17 protein-coding genes are annotated in these 15,762 nt (G+C 60.2%); 10 read left to right on the top strand and 7 right to left on the bottom strand.

Translation table 11 applies throughout. The annotated features are described in order from the left end of the window. Positions 1 to 200 precede the first annotated feature (200 nt). Together trxB and ET418_RS18145 are read left to right on the top strand one after the other, a co-directional pair. Positions 201 to 1,151 (top strand): thioredoxin-disulfide reductase, encoded by a 951-nt coding sequence (gene trxB, locus ET418_RS10580; protein ID WP_149307571.1) that lies wholly within the window; start codon positions 201 to 203, stop codon positions 1,149 to 1,151. 10 nt (positions 1,152 to 1,161) lie between these two features. Next, a complete protein-coding gene (locus ET418_RS18145) occupies positions 1,162 to 1,326 on the top strand; it encodes a hypothetical protein (protein WP_188055469.1) in 165 nt (54 codons plus the stop codon). Positions 1,327 to 1,397: 71 nt separating this feature from the next. Here the strand turns inward: ET418_RS18145 and ET418_RS10575 are convergent, their stop codons facing one another. Together ET418_RS10575 and ET418_RS10570 are read right to left on the bottom strand one after the other, a co-directional pair. Then, a complete protein-coding gene (locus tag ET418_RS10575) occupies positions 1,398 to 2,882 on the bottom strand; it encodes a cytochrome c3 family protein (protein ID WP_420819520.1) in 1,485 nt (494 codons plus the stop codon). Positions 2,883 to 3,274: 392 nt separating this feature from the next. Then, positions 3,275 to 5,128, bottom strand: coding sequence for a cytochrome c3 family protein (locus ET418_RS10570; protein ID WP_149307569.1), 1,854 nt, complete (start codon positions 5,126 to 5,128; stop codon positions 3,275 to 3,277). 440 nt (positions 5,129 to 5,568) lie between these two features. Between ET418_RS10570 and ET418_RS10565 the strand changes: the two genes are divergently transcribed. Both ET418_RS10565 and ET418_RS10560 read left to right on the top strand, forming a co-directional pair. Further along, positions 5,569 to 6,642, top strand: a complete 1,074-nt coding sequence (locus ET418_RS10565) for a pyridoxal-phosphate-dependent aminotransferase family protein (RefSeq protein WP_149307568.1) — start codon at positions 5,569 to 5,571, stop codon at positions 6,640 to 6,642. Between the two features lie 54 nt (positions 6,643 to 6,696). Further along, positions 6,697 to 6,876 carry a hypothetical protein gene (locus tag ET418_RS10560; protein WP_149307567.1) on the top strand — a complete coding sequence of 60 codons (180 nt, stop codon included), beginning with the start codon at positions 6,697 to 6,699 and terminating at the stop codon, positions 6,874 to 6,876. Positions 6,877 to 6,957: 81 nt separating this feature from the next. Here the strand turns inward: ET418_RS10560 and rd are convergent, their stop codons facing one another. After that, positions 6,958 to 7,116 carry a rubredoxin gene (rd, locus tag ET418_RS10555; protein WP_149307566.1) on the bottom strand — a complete coding sequence of 53 codons (159 nt, stop codon included), beginning with the start codon at positions 7,114 to 7,116 and terminating at the stop codon, positions 6,958 to 6,960. Positions 7,117 to 7,140: 24 nt separating this feature from the next. Continuing rightward, a complete protein-coding gene (locus ET418_RS10550) occupies positions 7,141 to 7,326 on the bottom strand; it encodes a ferredoxin (RefSeq protein ID WP_149307565.1) in 186 nt (61 codons plus the stop codon). A 75-nt stretch (positions 7,327 to 7,401) separates the two neighbouring features. On the opposite strand from ET418_RS10550, the gene ET418_RS10545 reads away from it, so the two are divergent. Both ET418_RS10545 and coaBC read left to right on the top strand, forming a co-directional pair. Continuing rightward, positions 7,402 to 8,025, top strand: a complete 624-nt coding sequence (locus ET418_RS10545) for an MBL fold metallo-hydrolase (protein ID WP_149307564.1) — start codon at positions 7,402 to 7,404, stop codon at positions 8,023 to 8,025. A gap of 13 nt (positions 8,026 to 8,038) precedes the next feature. After that, positions 8,039 to 9,244 carry a bifunctional phosphopantothenoylcysteine decarboxylase/phosphopantothenate--cysteine ligase CoaBC gene (coaBC, locus tag ET418_RS10540; protein ID WP_149307589.1) on the top strand — a complete coding sequence of 402 codons (1,206 nt, stop codon included), beginning with the start codon at positions 8,039 to 8,041 and terminating at the stop codon, positions 9,242 to 9,244. Positions 9,245 to 9,255: 11 nt separating this feature from the next. Here coaBC and ET418_RS10535 read toward each other — a convergent pair whose 3' ends face one another. Continuing rightward, positions 9,256 to 10,164 carry a zinc dependent phospholipase C family protein gene (locus tag ET418_RS10535; protein WP_149307563.1) on the bottom strand — a complete coding sequence of 303 codons (909 nt, stop codon included), beginning with the start codon at positions 10,162 to 10,164 and terminating at the stop codon, positions 9,256 to 9,258. A 106-nt stretch (positions 10,165 to 10,270) separates the two neighbouring features. On the opposite strand from ET418_RS10535, the gene ET418_RS10530 reads away from it, so the two are divergent. Continuing rightward, positions 10,271 to 11,047 carry a uracil-DNA glycosylase gene (locus tag ET418_RS10530; RefSeq protein WP_149307562.1) on the top strand — a complete coding sequence of 259 codons (777 nt, stop codon included), beginning with the start codon at positions 10,271 to 10,273 and terminating at the stop codon, positions 11,045 to 11,047. Between the two features lie 145 nt (positions 11,048 to 11,192). Here ET418_RS10530 and ET418_RS10525 read toward each other — a convergent pair whose 3' ends face one another. Together ET418_RS10525 and ET418_RS10520 are read right to left on the bottom strand one after the other, a co-directional pair. Continuing rightward, positions 11,193 to 12,080 carry an NlpC/P60 family protein gene (locus ET418_RS10525; protein WP_149307561.1) on the bottom strand — a complete coding sequence of 296 codons (888 nt, stop codon included), beginning with the start codon at positions 12,078 to 12,080 and terminating at the stop codon, positions 11,193 to 11,195. After that, on the bottom strand, positions 12,077 to 12,877 hold the full coding sequence (locus tag ET418_RS10520) for a hypothetical protein (protein ID WP_149307560.1): 801 nt from the start codon (positions 12,875 to 12,877) through the stop codon (positions 12,077 to 12,079). Before ET418_RS10520 ends, ET418_RS10525 begins: the two co-directional genes overlap by 4 nt. 244 nt (positions 12,878 to 13,121) lie before the next feature. Here ET418_RS10520 and ET418_RS10515 point away from each other — a divergent pair, with 244 nt between their 5' ends. Genes ET418_RS10515 through ET418_RS10505 form a run of 3 tightly spaced genes read left to right on the top strand, consistent with a single transcriptional unit; the run spans position 13,122 to position 15,755 of the window. Next, positions 13,122 to 14,027 (top strand): CheR family methyltransferase, encoded by a 906-nt coding sequence (locus tag ET418_RS10515; RefSeq protein ID WP_149307559.1) that lies wholly within the window; start codon positions 13,122 to 13,124, stop codon positions 14,025 to 14,027. A 25-nt stretch (positions 14,028 to 14,052) separates the two neighbouring features. After that, positions 14,053 to 15,333 carry a methyl-accepting chemotaxis protein gene (locus ET418_RS10510; protein ID WP_149307558.1) on the top strand — a complete coding sequence of 427 codons (1,281 nt, stop codon included), beginning with the start codon at positions 14,053 to 14,055 and terminating at the stop codon, positions 15,331 to 15,333. Beyond that, positions 15,330 to 15,755 carry a chemotaxis protein CheW gene (locus ET418_RS10505; protein ID WP_149307557.1) on the top strand — a complete coding sequence of 142 codons (426 nt, stop codon included), beginning with the start codon at positions 15,330 to 15,332 and terminating at the stop codon, positions 15,753 to 15,755. The genes ET418_RS10510 and ET418_RS10505 overlap by 4 nt, the downstream gene beginning before the upstream one ends. The last annotated feature ends 7 nt before the right edge of the window (positions 15,756 to 15,762 follow it).

Here is a 15,762-nt window from a genome sequence, read left to right as displayed (position 1 = left end):
CGGATGGCTTCCAGGTATTCCTGACGGGAACGTAGCACCATATACGGCCTCCTTTCGGTTACCTGTAATATGATGCAACGTTTCCTTTTTGCCACTCCTTCGGTTACATTTAATTTGAGTCAAGTCGCCGCCGTTTTGAGCCCTTGGCAAGTTTTCGCTTTGCTGGTACATTAGCAGAAGAACATCCTAGAGGAGGCATTATGGAGGCAGAGCACCATCAATTGATCATTCTCGGCGCCGGGCCGGCCGGCTACACTGCTGCTATTTATGCCGCACGGGCCAACCTGAGCCCCCTTATCATAACCGGATTGCAGCCGGGCGGGCAATTGACCACGACGACGGAGGTCGATAACTGGCCGGGAGAATATGGTGGGGTCCAGGGGCCTGACCTGATGGAGCGCATGCGGCAGCACGCGGAACGGTTCAACACGCGCATGGTCCTCGACAACATCAAGCGCGCCGACCTGCTCCAGAGGCCATTCGTGCTTGAAGGGGACAGTGCCACCTATACCTGCGATGCCCTGATCATCGCCACCGGCGCCTCGGCCAAGTACCTGGGGCTCCCATCCGAGCAGGCCTTCAAGGGAAAAGGTGTTTCCGCCTGCGCCACCTGCGACGGTTTTTTCTACCGCGGCCAGGATGTGGCGGTCATCGGCGGCGGCAGCACCGCGGTCGAGGAGGCGCTCTACCTTTCCAATATCGCCCGCCACGTGACGGTGGTGCATCGCCGTGAGCAGTTCCGCGCCGAAAAGATCATGACTGACCGGCTGATCGAAAAGACGAAGAACGGCAACGTCACGATCGAGTGGCACCATGTCCTGGACGAGGTCCTGGGGGACGCCAGCGGCGTGACCGGCATCCGCATCCGCCATCGTAGCGGCTCGACCAAGGAGGTGCCGCTCCACGGCGTGTTCATCGCCATCGGCCACACGCCCAACACAACCATCTTCGAGGGGCAGCTGGATATGGAAAATGGCTATATCCGGACCAAGTGCAGTCTCGAGGGGAATCTCACGGCCACCAACATCGAGGGGGTCTTCGCCGCCGGCGATGTGCAGGACTACATCTATCGCCAGGCGATCACGTCGGCCGGGACCGGCTGTATGGCTGCGCTGGACGCCGAAAAGTATCTGGAAACACTTCGCAAGTAAGGAACGTGCCATGTCGGCGACCCCTGACGACCTGGATGTCCTGTTGGGCGACATCCACAAAACTATCCATGATAACCGCCGTTTCCTCCAGGCCCTGGCGGACGATGCCGACAACGGTCAGGAACAGGATGATGAGGACGACGGAGGTGAGCGGGAGGATTTTGAGGAACTCTGAGCATGAACGCCCAGAAACGCAAAAAGCCCCTGGAAGGTTTCTTCCAGGGGCTTTTTGCGTTTAGCGGTGAGTTAGTGCTTCCCCCCTCCGGGGACGTCATATCCGCCGGCGGCATGGCACTCGCTGCAATTGGTCTTGTAGATCTCGTTGCCGATGTCCACCGGGTGCACGAATTCGGTTACCTTCTTCCCGGTGGGGATATTCTCCTGAATCTGGCCAAGCACTTCGTGACAGAGCTTGCAATCCTTGGAGATCAGTTTCCCCTCGGGCGATCTGTGCTTGCCGTCATGGCAGCGGAAGCAGCCGGCGGTGTAGAAATGGCCGATATGATTTGGGTAGGTCTTCCACGACACCTTCATCTTCGGGAAGTAATTACGCTTGTAGATATTCTGGATCTGCCCGATGGCCTGGGTGATGGCGGCGCCCTTCTTGGCCGCGACCTCGGGATAATTTTTCGTGTAGTAGTCCTTGATGCCGGCGTCAAGGGCTTTCACTGCCTCTTCGGTACTTGCGTAGGGCTTTTCGAGCAGGTCCACGGCCACCTTCTTGATGTAGGGCAGGCCGCGGTCGATGGTGTTGGATGCGAAGTTCCTGTCCATCTCCTCGCCCGGGGAATAGTAGATATGGGTCGGCTTGTTGTGGCAGTCGGTGCAATCCATGATACGCTTGGTCGCCTTGGCGATTTCATCCCGTGAAAGCGGTTTGGAGGGGTCCATGTATTCGGTGACCGTGCCGTCCTTGCCCTTGACCGCCACGTAGGGGATGGTCAGACGCTTCTTGTCGCCGGGGATGAAGGTTACCTCGCGGCCGATATGCCAGTGGATTCCCATGGCGTTGGGGGTTTTGGGGGTGCCGCCGATCTTGATCAGCATGTTGATCTCGCGAGGGGTGTTATCCTCGTTCGGGGCGTAGTGGTAAAAGATCTTCTGGCGGCCCGCGTAGAATTTCTCGGGCCAGTGGCAATGTTCGCAGGTGCTGCGCGCGGGGCGCAGGTTTTCTATGGGTGTTTCGATCGGCGTGGGCCAGGAGTGGGTCAGGACGGCCCAGACCTGGCGCAGGCCCGAGAGTTTTGCCCTGACGTACCATTCGGCGCCGGGGCCGACGTGGCATTCCACGCATTTTACCTTCGCATGGGGCGAGTTCGACCACGCGGTATGCTCCGGCTGCATCACCACGTGGCAGAGTTCGCCGCAGAAGGTGGTTGATTCGGTAAACTCGAACCCCTTGATGGACGCTGTGCCGACGACGATGATAAAGACCACCGACGCCAGTATGAAGAAGATGGAAAGCTTCAGGGTGTGGGGGTCGTTCAGGTCGAGGCGCGGCAAGCGGGGGATGCCCAGTTCCGGGTGTTTGCGGAACCGGCTGCGGACCCTCCACGCGCCGACCGGGATGAGGAGCAGGCCAAAGATGAGCATGCCGGGGAAGGCGAAGTAGACAAACATGCCCAAATAGGGGTTTTCCAGCCCGGTGAAGGCCTCAAGGAGCAGGAACGCAATGATCAGGACGCTTGCGATCAATGCCATGAGTGCCCCGATGATGCTGGTGCTGTTCATCAAATAGCGGTAAATACTTGAGTTTTTAAGTTCCAAGGTACACCTCCCTGCGTGTCTGTATGCCAAAAAAATTGAGTATACAGTAAATTTTTATTATTACATCGATGGTCGTGTATTTGTCAAACAAAATAAGTCCGCGGTTTCTTTCGCACTTATGGGTTTTGCTGGCGGAACATCCCGCACTGTATAAGGTTTCGATCGCTCTCGGTGCCCATAATGGCGTTGCTGCAGCACGTGCAGCGGCCGTTCAGGGGCATACGTGATAAGGTCCCGCGTTACCTCGGCCAGTGGGGTCTCCGGGATCGAGGATTCACACTGAGGTAGGGGAGTGCCAAAAAGAAAGGGGGGCGAAAGTTCGCCCCCCTGGTGAGTCAGGCAGGTGCGGCCCCGGTTTAGTGGGCGCCGTTCCCAAAGGCGAGGATCATGAGCAGCAGCAGGCTGATGCCGATGAAGAGGGCGGTAAAGCCGAACCCTTTGACCAGGAAGTCATAGGCCACGCCGCTGGTCTTCTTGCAGGCGTACTGTTCGGTGATGCCCTGCTCCTCGTAACGCTTCCACTGATCGCCGCGCTCCTCAAGCATCTCTTCCTTGCCGATCTGGCCATTGAAGATGACGAAGTCCATGGGGAACTTCTCCGGACGGCCGTGGGTGTTGAAGAAGTGGACCGTGAAGATGAAGCCGGTTGCCAGAAGGGCCTCGTCAGAGTGGACGATGGTCGCTACGTTGAATACCCAGCCGGGCAGGAACAGGCCGAAGAATTCCGGGAACCAGAGCATCAGGCCCGATCCGCCGATGGCGAACATACCCCAGAAGACCGCGAGAAAGTCAAATTTTTCCCAGTAGGTCCAGCGCTCGAAGGTTGGCTTCGGCCCTTTGAAAAAGAACCATTTCAACATCGCGCCGACGTCCTTGATGTCCCGCAGATTGGGACAGAGCGAGTCAGGGCCGAACAGGCGCTGGATCGGGTTCCCCTGTATACCCTTCTTGAAGAAGAGGAAGTTGATGCTCATGACGATCGCCATGCCGAAATAGACGAAGGTGATGCCGGCGCAGATCCGGTGGATGAAGCCGGCATGGGCCGAGCCGCCGTAGAGATTCATCAGGGAGATGGCCCAGTGCTGGGTGCTGAACTTGAGCGGCAGGCCGGTCAGGGAGAGCCCCAGGAAGCTGGTGATCACCAGGATGTGCATGAAGATATGGATACGGTTGAAACGACGGTACTGCTTGTGGGCTTCCGGTACGACATGGTGGTATTCACCGCTGGCCAGTTTGGCCGCCTTTTCCCTGTTTTCCACGAAGCCGCGGAACATCCAGAACAGGGTGTGAATCCAGAAGACGGTAAAGGTGCCCAGCAGCAGGCCGGTCATGCCGAGGAAGGTGTAGTACAGGATCGGATACTTCTCCCGGTCGGTATGCTCGCCATGGGCATAGAACTTGGTAAAGAGCGTGGTCGCCTTGGCGTGGCACTTGGCGCAGGTGTTTACCAGGTTCGCCGGATTGACGCTTGAGTTGGGGTCATCCTTGGGGAGCACCGAGTGTCCCGTATGGCAGTCGGCGCAGCCTGCGACCTTTTCGGGGAAACCGAGGCGGTAGTTCTTGCCGTGGTAGCTCTCCATGTAGGTCTTGACGGCAACGTTGAAGACGTTGTTGCGCTTCATCATCTCTTCGTTGCTGTGGCATTTCAGGCAGACTTTGGTGTGGAATTCCCGGTTGGAACGGCTCTTGGGGTCTCCCAGAGGTTTGATCTCGTGCAGGCCATGGCAATCATTACAGGCGGCCGAGTCCTCGTTGCCGGCGGCAACCGCCTTGCCGTGGACCGATTTCTGGTAGACCGACTCCTTGTCGTGGCACTGAACACATTTGGCGACGACGATGCGCTTGTCGTTCTTCCAGTACTTGTGGACATGGATATCGGTATGGCAGTCGGCACACATGACACCCTTGGCAATGTGGACGCTGGCATAATGTTCGGCGTTCTGCTTTTTATGGCAGCGCTCGCACTGGACCTTCTGGACCTTGATCTCTTTTTTCATGTGTTTGGCGAGATCGGTGATATCCACATGGCAACTGGTACAGCCATTTTTGCCATGGACCGACTCGGCAAACGCCCGCACGGAAATCTTGTCGCCGTGGCATCCCAGACAGGTGGCCGGGTCGATCGCCATTCCCTGCTGGGCCAGCGACGGACCGACCCAGACCATTAGCAGCATCAGAAACGGCAGCATACGACAGAAAACAAACTGCATGACAGTGCTCCTCCATACCAATAGGGTGTAATGAAGATGGGTGTATAAATTTGATATACACTACACAACAGAAAGTTCTAAATCAACGAAAATTGAATACTGCATACACACTTTCTGAATGGATGCAGTGAAAAAAGAAGGTGAAATTACAACAAGATAAATGAGGTCCCCAACATCTGCATTAACGGTGCCCACGTAAATCACGGCTCATGACGGCAACTTCCGTTGCGGCATCCCGGTCGTGCCCTTGCCCATGCGCCGGGTCACCGGCCGACGGATGGCGTCAATGTATACCTAACCTCGCGAATTTACGACCCTTGGCAATGCTGTGCCCTTGACTTTGCCCAGGGCTTTTGTTAGCTTGCCAAAGTAACATCTCGGTTCGTCGAAAAAACTCTGCCGCTGAACATAGCTTCAGGGCAAACCCGGAGTGCCCCATCATGTACAAAAAACTTTTTATCCCCGGCCCCGTGCCGGTCCACCCCGACATCCTCGCCGCCATGGCGACCCCCATGATCGGTCACCGCACGAAGGAATATGCCGAAATGCATGAACGGGTGACCTCGGGTCTGCAAAAGATCCTGGCCACGGAAGGGAAGGTCTTCCTGGCCACCTCCAGCGCCTTCGGGGTCATGGAGGGGGCCATTCGCAATCTGGTGGGAAAACGGTGCGCCAACTTCTGCAACGGCGCCTTCTCGGACAAGTGGCACAATGTCACCCTCCGCTGCGGCAAACAGGCCGATGCCATCCGGTTCGACTGGGGCAAGCCGGTTACGCCCGAGGCGGTCGAACAGGCCCTGTCCACCGGCCTGTATGACAGCATGACCATGATCCATAACGAAACCTCGACCGGGGTGATGTCTCCCTTGCCCGAAATCGCCGAGGTGATGCGCAAATTCCCGGATGTCATGTTTATCGTCGATACGGTTTCCTCCATGAGCGCCTTGAAGATCCCGGTGGATGAACTGGGCATCGACAGCTGTATCTTCGGGGTGCAAAAGGCTTTTGCCCTGCCGCCGGGCCTGACGATCTTCACCGCCAGCGACAAGGCGCTGCAACGGGCATCGACCATGGAGGGCCGCGGCTACTACTTCGATTTTACGGAGTTTGCCGCCAACGACGCCAAACACAACACCCCCTCCACGCCCTGTATTTCCCAGATCTTCGCCATGGAGCGCCAGTTGGAGCGGATCTTTGCCGAAGGGTTGGAGACGCGCTGGGCGCGCCACCGGGACATGGCCGAGTATACTCGCCAATGGTTGGCCGACCGCGGTTTCGGACTTTTCCCCGACCGGGAATACTGTTCGCTCACCCTGACCTGCGCCCGCAACAGTCGCGGCGTCGATCTGGCCGGCTTGAAAAAGGGACTGGCCGAAATAGGCTTTGCCTTTGACGACGGCTATGGCAAAATTAAGGGTGAGACCTTCCGTATCGCCCATATGGGGGACATGACCCGCCACGACCTGGAGGAACTCTTTAGCGCCATTATCAGCATTATGCCCGACCTGGCCTGAAATTCGCCCGTTGCACCGACCCGGTCCCGCACCGATACACAGGAGGAACATGCCATGAAGTGCCCAAATTGCGGTAACAGGACATCCTTGAATCTTGACATGCATTCCGGTGGATTTTCTTCCGACGAATCGCCGCTCAAGGAGTGCGGCGTCTGCGGGCTTGTCTGGCGGGTCAAGACCGAGGCGGGCGAGATGAAGATCGACATCATCAAGCCACCCGACAAGAAAAAATGAAAAAAGCCCTCCTGACGGAGGGCTTGATGGTGCAGCGTTTCTTTGTGCGGTGCCGCCTGGGGCTGACCTCAGCCCGACGTACTATTCCTTTTCGAAGGCATCCTTGCCCGCGCCGCACAGGGGGCATGTCCAGTCGTCGGGCAGAGACTCGAAGGGCGTTCCGGGAGGAACTCCCCGGTCGGGATCTCCCGTGGCGGGATCATAGACATATTGGCAGATGGTGCAGATCCAACGTTCCATAGCAATGCTCCTTTGTGATAGAGATTATTCCCAGCTGATACACTGGACGGGACAGCCGTCGATAGCCTGCTGAATATCCTTTTCAGGGGCGCCGGATGGGGCGAAGCATTCCGCCTTCCCGGAACTGTTGAAGCGAAAGACCTCGGGGCAGGTCGAAATACAGAGACCACAACTGATACAACTTTCCTGATCCACAACCGGTCGTTTCATTGGTAACCCCCTCCCGAATCCTGGGGAGGTATTGTAGCAGCTTCAAAACGGATGTCAACCAAGCGGGAGAAAACGATGATATTTGATGCGGTGGTAGTCGGGCCCCTGTCGGTCAACTGCTTCATCCTGGGGTGCGAAGAGACCCGCGAAGGGGTGGTGGTCGATCCGGGCGGCGATGTGGAGCGTATTATCCAGACGGTTCGGCGCCATGGGCTGACGGTACGGTATATCATCAACACCCATGGACATTTCGACCATGTCGGCGGCAACCGCGAGGCGGTGGCGACGTTCAAGGCCCCGCTGCTGATCCACCGGGAGGATGCCCACTTGCTCGGCCTCGTTGCCGAGGTGGGGCGCATGTACGGTATCCAAGGTGAGAACTCCCCGGAGGCCGACGGTTTTCTCACCGATGGGATGGAGATCGAGTTCGGGACCCACCGCATGAAGGTGCTGCATACGCCGGGCCATACCCAGGGCGGGTGCTGTCTCTATCTGGCCGAGGAGAACAAAATCATCACCGGCGACACCCTGTTTGCCGACTCCATCGGCCGGAGCGATCTCCCCGGCGGTTCCCACGACCAACTCCTGGCCTCCATCCAAGCCAAGCTCTTTACCCTGCCGGACGATGTGGCTGCCTATCCGGGGCATGGCCCCGAGACCTCCATTGGCCATGAAAAACGCCATAACCCCTACTTCTGAGGACCATGACGATATGCTGAAGGATACGCGGATTGTACTAGGTGTTACGGGGGGCATTGCCGCGTACAAGGCGGTGGAGTTGCTGCGTCTTCTGACCAAGGCCGGCGCCCGGGTGCACGTGGTCATGACCCGCTCGGCACAGGAGTTCGTCACCCCCCTGACCTTCCAAACCCTCTCGGCCAACCCGGTGCACAGCGAACTGTTCAACCTGATCGCCGAGCAGGAGATCGGGCACATCTCCCTGGCCGACCGGGCCGACCTGTTTGTCATTGCCCCGGCCACGGCCAACGTGATCGGCAAGATCGCGGGCGGCATCGCCGACGACCTGCTCACCACCACCGTCATGGCGACCAAGGCGCAGGTACTGATCGCCCCGGCCATGAACGTCAACATGTACACCAATCCGATCTACCGTGAAAACGAGGACAAGCTGCGCCGGCTCGGCTACCTTTTCGTGGCCCCCGAAATTGGCACCCTGGCCTGCGGTTGGGAAGGGGAGGGGAAACTGGCCGCGCCGGAGACGATCTTCGAAGCGGTTGTGGCGGCGCTCAGACCCGGCGACCTGGAGGGGCAGACCGTCATGGTCACGGCCGGTCCGACACGGGAGGAAATCGATCCGGTCCGTTTCATCAGCAACCACTCGTCGGGCAGGATGGGCTATGCCGTGGCACGGGCCGCCCGGCAGCGTGGCGCGCGGGTGATTCTCGTCAGCGGCCCTACCGGTCTTGCCGCCCCGGCGGGCGTCGAGCGAATCTGCGTGGAAAGCGCCCGCGATATGCAGGCAGCCGTGATGGAGCATGTCAAGGAATGCGCGGTGGTCGTCAAGACAGCGGCGGTGGCCGACTATCGGCCGGCCGAGCGCAAGGGGGACAAGATCAAGAAACAGGCGGCCGAGATGACCCTGGCGCTGGTCAAAAACCCGGATATCCTGGCGGAACTGGGACGCCTGAAGAAACGTCCGTTCCTGGTGGGCTTTGCCGCGGAGACCTCCCGCCTGGAGGAGTACGCCGCCCGAAAGCTTGCGGAAAAGAATCTGGATATGATCGTGGCCAACGACGTCAGCCTGGGGGATGCCGGTTTCAATGTGGACACCAACCGGGCGCTCTTCCTCTTCAGGGACGGCTCTCGCCAGGAGTGCCCCCTGATGTCCAAGGATGAACTGGCAAACCGCATCCTGGACCAGATCGCCTCACGTCTCCCCGCCCAGCGGCCCCGGTAGGTCCGCGCCACTCACCCCCGGTGCAATTCCTTCAGCAGTTCCGGTTTGTGCAACGCCTGCCGCAGTTTGTGCTTTAGCATATCCACCTGTTCCAGGCCATCGGCCTTGGAAATCCGCCCGTTTTTATAGAGGAGCCGCAGGTTCTTCCGCAGGGCGTCCGCGGCAGCCAGCGCTTTTTCCCCCGTCGGGTCCGTCATCAGGCATTCCGATTCTTCGGGATGGCGGAGAAAATCAAAGACCGCCTCCTCGGTCAGGGTCATGTATTCATCCCGATCGCTCTCCGCCAGGGTGTAGCGGGAGTTGTCCGACAGGGTCTGCATGACCTTCTGCCATTTTTCCAGACGCGACAGGAGCATGATGGAGTTGAAGATGCGCTTGTTGGTGCCGAAGGAGAAGAGGGTGTTGGTCAGAACGCTGCGCAGCATGGCGTCGTTGGCGTGCTGATCGGAGCGGCAGATTTCCCGCGCCCGCTCCCAGACCGCCTTGTCCGCAAAGGTCTCGAACCGCATCTCCCAGTAGGTATGCTTCATGGTCACCGAGGCGAATGAACGCATGATCTTGTAGGGTACGAAATAATTGTGGGCAATGCCGTCCGCCGCCAGGTGGGAGAGGTAGCCGTAGGCGCAGGCCTTTTCGCCGTCGCTGTGGGCCGCCTGCAGCACCTTCTGCCCGATGCGCCAGCGGTGGCAGTTGAGCAGGTAATGGGTATATTTCTTCCCCACGATGATGTCGGCCGCGATGCAGCCGTAAAGGTAGTCGCGGGGGTATGCCCCCAGAACCGCCCCAATTGCTGGGGGCAGGGTGTCGAGGGCGGACAGCACGCTCAGGCCCGTCTGGAGATGGATTCCGCCGCCCCAGGCGTGGGCCGCGTCGGGGACGAGCACACCGCAGATGGTCAGCAACAACACGAATGGAAACATGGTCTCTTTCGCTTTGACATGGCTTTGAAGGAACTGGTACAGTTCAGAGAGTATACCACGATAATGCTACCCCGGAATGGGGAATGATACAACACAAGGGATAGTAATGGCTCAATCGTTCAAGGCAGTGGCGGCATCGTCCCTGCGGGAATACCTGTTGACCATTCAGGAAAGCGGCCTGGACGGTCTCCCTGTCGCCGCACCTCCTGCAACGATGCCGCAAACGGCAACGACGCAACAAACGGCAGCGGTCCCGCCGGCAGCGGTGGAGACCGGAGAGCCGCCCCACGACCAGAAGCATGAATCCCTGGAAAAGATCCGGAAGAGCCTGGGTGACTGTCAACGCTGCAAGCTGGCGAAGGGGAGGCGGAATCTGGTGTTTGGCGTGGGCAACCCCCAGGCGCGGCTGGTGTTTGTGGGAGAGGGGCCGGGGGGGGACGAGGACCGGCAGGGGGAGCCGTTCGTGGGTGAGGCCGGGCAGGTCCTGAACCGCATCATCACCGCCATGGGGCTCGAGCGGGAGGACGTGTATATCTGCAACGTCGTCAAGTGCCGTCCGCCCGACAACCGTGACCCGGAGGCGGACGAGATTGCCGCCTGCGCCCCGTTCCTCCTGCGGCAGTTGCAATCGGTCCAGCCCGAGGTGGTCGTGGCGCTGGGCAGGTTCGCCGCCCAGACCCTGCTGGGCACCAAGGAGGCGATCTCAAAGCTGCGCGGCAAGTTCCGCGATTATCACGGCGTGCCGGTCATGCCGACCTATCATCCCTCCTACCTGCTGCGCAACCGGGGCGATTCGGGGCCCTTCTGGGAGGTCTGGGAGGATATGACCCAGGTGCTGCGGCTCCTGAAACTGCCGGTGCCGGAGAAATCGCGAAAGAGGTAGTTGTTAGACTTATTGCCCATTGCACCAAGGGCGACCCATTGGGATCGCCCCTACGGTTTATTGGATTTACATCTGGAAAATATAGGTCAATATAAATTTCCGTAGGGGCGACGCCAACGGCTCGCCCGTCTTTCGGTGCAATATGCTAGAGACCGTACCACCTTCTGACCACAAAGACCCCCTGCCGCTTCCCCGGTGCCGGCCACGCATCCAGCGGTCGGCGGGTCCGCATGATCTCCGCCAGCCGTTGGCGCAACGGTGTCCTCACCACCCCCCCATTGCCGGGCCTGCCGCACTCCAGGCGGCTTTCGATGGTCGTATCCCGGTCCAGGACGATGATCACATGGCCGTTCCAGACGAGCAGATCGAGCGGTTGCAACCGCTCGGCGATCTCCCGGGCGCTTTTCCCCTCCACGGCCACCCCGGTGCCGTAGGCAACCAACTGGGATGTGTTGCGGGGCGTCCATCCGTTGGTGGCTTGGTAGAGCAGCCCTGAACAGTCCAGCCCGGCCAGGGTGATGCGACGTTTGGCCCTGTCGTCCCATGACGCCTCGGCAGGGTAGAGTGTCCCGAACAGGGCGTGTGCCCCCTCCCGGAGGTTGCCGCCCCACACGTAGGGGCTGCCGACGGCCTCCCGGAGCGCGGCGATGATCCGTTCCCGGGGCGGCAGGATTCGGGAGCGTGCCGGGGGCTGTTCGTCGCGAAGTTCGATGAAGCGGCTGTCCACATACAGCGAGATGCCGGCCGGGGCGGGATAGTCGTCGGTCTCCACCCGGTAGACGGTGGCCCCGGCCCCCGGGATCGTTTCCCGCACCCTGAAGACGGTTCCCGGCAGGGCGATGAACTCCATCTCCCGCACCTGGCCGCAGCGGTCGGTTTTCAGGGACCTGCCGTCCGCTCCTCCAAAGATGCGGCTGAAGGCCGGGCTGTTCAGCACCGGCGCCGCGCTCCGGGCCACGCCGTAGGGGGCGGCCCCGCTGGTGCCGCTCCAGCCGAGAAGCATTATCAGGATGACGGGAAGCGGCCGCATCATGCCCTGCCCCCCCTGCTGCTCAAGGCCTGCCGGACCAGTTCCTTCTGGGCTCCGGTAAGGCGCGGCACGGAGAGCAGTTCCCGAAGCGTACCGGGGGGCAGCCCCGGCAGAAGCAGGGTAAACCAGATGACCGGTGTCCGGGGGTTCTTGAGGAGCGCCAGGCGGATATTGGGTTTGTTTTTCCAGCGGCCGTTCCGGGCGATCATGGAGATGGTTTCGGCATGTGACGCCGCAGAGGTTATGAACTGGTGAACCGCCCCCTCTTTCAGGTGCGGGTTGTCCAGGCAGGCCTCCACCACCGGCGCCAGCCCTTCCCGCAGCAGCGCCTCCACAATCGTCGCGGTTCCCCGCCGGGCCAGGGTGAGCTTGTTGCCCAGGGGTTGGGCGGGCAGGCGCTGGATGATGATGCGTTCGGCGCACAGGCGCTGGTCGGGCGGCACGGCGGGGATGAAACAGAGCTTGATGAGGTCGAAGATATTGAGCTGGGGCAGCAGGTTGCCGGCGATGTGTGCGGGGGTGTCGGGGTGGCTGGCCAGGGCGAACCTGAGCGGGTAGCTTTCGCTGAAACGCCTGCCGTTATACAGGGTGGTGAAGAGCTCTCCGGGCAGGCCGCGGCGCTTCAGCAGGGCCAGCAGATGGTTCTCGTCGAGGGCCCGGTTGCGCAGGGCCGCCAGCAAAACCTCGCCGTCGGATTCCTGCATGATCTCGAACAACTCGTCCTTGTCGGCCGCAAGGACCCGTTGGAGGTCGTGTGACAGTTTTTGATCACTATCCGCAAAATTTGCAGACTGGTTCATGGGGGGGTAAATCTCCTGTGGGATGTTCCGAAGCGGCTTTCTCCGGGTGGTTTGCGCCTCGTATGCGTTCCTCTGCCGGATAATGATACTGCAAACAGCCTGCCAGAGAAACAGCTTATCGGCAAACCCGGGCGGAAGGTCCATACATGCGGTTGCGCCGGGAGCGGCTTCGTGGTACAGATGGGGCCTGGGGAAATATTCCGGTGCGGGGCAGCATAAAGGCATCCGGTTTGCACGTGGTGGAATGTCCCTGCATACTCCGGCGCGACCGGCCCGGACAAGAGAGGCGGCAGAAAAGGTGCCCTTTGGCGTAAGTATCTTTCCGGCGCTCCCGGAGATAAGCGATGAGGAACTCGCGACGATCGGCGCGATCCTGCAGAGGTGGCGCGGGTTCAGCCTGGCCGTCTATAAGGACACCTGCATGAAGCGGCGGGTGGCCATCAGGATCCGTTCGACACGCAGCAGCGATGCCGCCGCCTATTGCGAGCTGCTGAGCCGGAGCGACCAGGAGCTTGACCTGCTCCAGAAATCGCTTACCATCCATGTCAGCCAGTTTTTTCGCAACCACTCCGTGTTTGAAAAACTGCGCAAGGAGGTCATCCCGGAGCTCTTCGCCGCACGGACGGATCACCGGGACGAGCCGCTCAGATTCTGGTGTCTCGGCTGCGCCGGCGGTGAGGAACCGTACAGCCTGGCGATCATGCTGCGGGAATTCTTCGGCAGGGATATCCGTCATGAGCGGGTGTCCCTGCTGGCTACCGACATTGACGACAAAACGCTCCAGGCCGCCCGGGCGGCCGAATATGACGAGGGGCGGTTCAAGGAGATGCCGGTCGATCTGCGGGAACGCTATTTTCGCCAGGACGGGCGGTTATTCCGCTTGGTTCCGGAGATCCGGGATATGGTGGCTTTTCAGCGGGGCGACATCTGCAATCCGGAAGAGTACGTGCCCAGCGACCTGGTTTGTTGCCGTAATACCCTGATCTATTTCGCGCGGCCCGAACAGGAGAGGATCCTCAACAGGATCGCGGATATTCTCAGGCCGGATGGTATACTTGTGCTGGGCAAATCCGAGGTGCTGGTCGGCAGCTCGCGCGGCCGTTTCGCGCCGGTTTGCCGCACCGAACGCATCTATCGGCGGATATCATGAATTGAATCATGGGCGGAGGGGTGGTATGAGGATTCCCATAGGCTATAAATTTATCCTCGGGTTCATAGTGGTCGTGGCGGCGGTGGCTTTCAGTCCCCGGCTGGTCGCCTTATTCGGCTATTCTCCGGAGATATCCGGCATCCTGGGGTATGCCATGGCGCTGACCCTGGGGCTCATCCTGGGGTGGCTCTTTTCCAGAGGGTTTACGGCCAACATCAGCCGCCTGACCGAAGCGGCCGAATCCATCAGCAGGGGCGACCTGACCCGGGCGGTGGACATGCCCCCCACCCGGATACCTGACGAAACCCATGAGCTGGCCGACCTGATCAACCTGATGCTCCAGAATCTGCGCGATCTGGTGGGGCACATCAAAAAGGCTTCGGGCAAACTCACCAATTCCGCCCGGGAGATCAACTCCAACGCCCTGGAGATTAGCGCCTCCACCGAAGAGGTCGCTCAGGCCATCGAACAGATTTCCCGCGGCGCCGAAACCCAGGCCGAGATGGTGGAAAAGACCTCCAAGACCATTCGCGAGATGGCCATTTCCATCGAACTGGTCGCCTCCCGCGCCAAGGAAACCGCCAAGGCGGCCCGGGAGACGAGCCTCACCGCCCAGCACGGCGGCACCCTGGCCACCGATTCCCTGGAGCGGATGAAGGATTTTTTCGACTGCCAGGAACAGATCGGCCGACAGTTCGACGTCTTCAGCTCCAAGCTGCAGAAGGTCGGCAGGATCGCCGATTTCATCGCCGACGTGGCCCGCCAGACCAATCTGCTGGCCCTGAACGCCTCCATCGAGGCGGCCCGGGCCGGGGAATACGGCAAAGGCTTTGCCGTGGTGGCGGATGAGGTGCGCAAGCTTGCCGATGGGTCGGCCCAGTCGGCGGCGGATATCAACGAGATGATCGAAAGCCTGAGGGAAGAGAGCCATCGGGTGCATGAGATCATCCAGGAAAGCTCCCGCACCATCAGGGAAGGGAAGAAAAACATCGACGTCACCGCCACGGCCTTTCAGGAAATCCTTACGACCGTCCTGGAGACCGAACGGAGGGCCAACAGCATCGCGGACCTTTCCCAGATGCAGATGGACGGCTCGGGCAAGATGGTCAAGTCGGTGGACGAGATCGCCAAGGTGGCCGACGATAACGCCGCCGCCACCGAGCAGGTCTCGGCCGCCACCGAAGAACAGCTGGCCGCCATGCAGGATATGGCGCTGGCCACCAATGAGTTGGCAAAACTGGCGGAAGGGCTGCTGGTGGTGGTGGAACGCTTCAAGGTCGACCGCGGCGAACCGGATCAGGCATGACCCGGCACCAGCACGGATACCTCCTTTTTACCCTGCAGGGTCGGCGGTTCGCCGTCAACCTGCTGCAGGTGGCCGAGGTTGACGAACCGCCGCTCACCTGGCCCCTACCTGGCGCGGCTCCTTGTTATGTCGGTGCCATGAACTTCCACGACACCATTGTTGCGGTCATGGATCTGGCCGCCTTCCTGGGGCTGCCCAGTTGCCACGACCTGGAAAAGGTCGTCGTGGCCGATCCCCGCATCGCCGCACTGGCCTTTCTGGTTGAGCGGGTCATCAGGATTGCACCGCCGGAGCAGGCCACCCTGGGGGAAGCCCCGGACGATCCCTGCGTTTCCGCCTTGCTCCATCTGCCGGAAGGCGAATGCGTCCTGCTTGACGTGGCCGCCATTGCGCAGCGGGCTGCGGAAACCATAAATCCATAATCCGTTT

This window comes from Oryzomonas rubra (genome assembly GCF_008369015.1).
GTDB classification, from domain to species: Bacteria; Desulfobacterota; Desulfuromonadia; order Geobacterales; family Pseudopelobacteraceae; genus Oryzomonas; species Oryzomonas japonica.
Note: the sequence above shows the minus strand (reverse complement) of the source record. Positions and strands in the feature narration are given on the sequence as shown.

What these genes read in the sequence shown, in the direction of transcription:
- trxB (WP_149307571.1), top strand. Translation starts at nt 201, where the DNA reads ATGGAGGCAGAGCACCATCAATTGATCATTCTCGGCGCCGGGCCGGCC.
- ET418_RS18145 (WP_188055469.1), top strand. Translation starts at nt 1,162, where the DNA reads ATGTCGGCGACCCCTGACGACCTGGATGTCCTGTTGGGCGACATCCAC.
- ET418_RS10575 (WP_420819520.1), bottom strand. Translation starts at nt 2,882, where the DNA reads ATGAACAGCACCAGCATCATCGGGGCACTCATGGCATTGATCGCAAGC.
- ET418_RS10570 (WP_149307569.1), bottom strand. Translation starts at nt 5,128, where the DNA reads ATGCAGTTTGTTTTCTGTCGTATGCTGCCGTTTCTGATGCTGCTAATG.
- ET418_RS10565 (WP_149307568.1), top strand. Translation starts at nt 5,569, where the DNA reads ATGTACAAAAAACTTTTTATCCCCGGCCCCGTGCCGGTCCACCCCGAC.
- ET418_RS10560 (WP_149307567.1), top strand. Translation starts at nt 6,697, where the DNA reads ATGAAGTGCCCAAATTGCGGTAACAGGACATCCTTGAATCTTGACATG.
- rd (WP_149307566.1), bottom strand. Translation starts at nt 7,116, where the DNA reads ATGGAACGTTGGATCTGCACCATCTGCCAATATGTCTATGATCCCGCC.
- ET418_RS10550 (WP_149307565.1), bottom strand. Translation starts at nt 7,326, where the DNA reads ATGAAACGACCGGTTGTGGATCAGGAAAGTTGTATCAGTTGTGGTCTC.
- ET418_RS10545 (WP_149307564.1), top strand. Translation starts at nt 7,402, where the DNA reads ATGATATTTGATGCGGTGGTAGTCGGGCCCCTGTCGGTCAACTGCTTC.
- coaBC (WP_149307589.1), top strand. Translation starts at nt 8,039, where the DNA reads ATGCTGAAGGATACGCGGATTGTACTAGGTGTTACGGGGGGCATTGCC.
- ET418_RS10535 (WP_149307563.1), bottom strand. Translation starts at nt 10,164, where the DNA reads ATGTTTCCATTCGTGTTGTTGCTGACCATCTGCGGTGTGCTCGTCCCC.
- ET418_RS10530 (WP_149307562.1), top strand. Translation starts at nt 10,271, where the DNA reads ATGGCTCAATCGTTCAAGGCAGTGGCGGCATCGTCCCTGCGGGAATAC.
- ET418_RS10525 (WP_149307561.1), bottom strand. Translation starts at nt 12,080, where the DNA reads ATGATGCGGCCGCTTCCCGTCATCCTGATAATGCTTCTCGGCTGGAGC.
- ET418_RS10520 (WP_149307560.1), bottom strand. Translation starts at nt 12,877, where the DNA reads ATGAACCAGTCTGCAAATTTTGCGGATAGTGATCAAAAACTGTCACAC.
- ET418_RS10515 (WP_149307559.1), top strand. Translation starts at nt 13,122, where the DNA reads ATGTCCCTGCATACTCCGGCGCGACCGGCCCGGACAAGAGAGGCGGCA.
- ET418_RS10510 (WP_149307558.1), top strand. Translation starts at nt 14,053, where the DNA reads ATGAGGATTCCCATAGGCTATAAATTTATCCTCGGGTTCATAGTGGTC.
- ET418_RS10505 (WP_149307557.1), top strand. Translation starts at nt 15,330, where the DNA reads ATGACCCGGCACCAGCACGGATACCTCCTTTTTACCCTGCAGGGTCGG.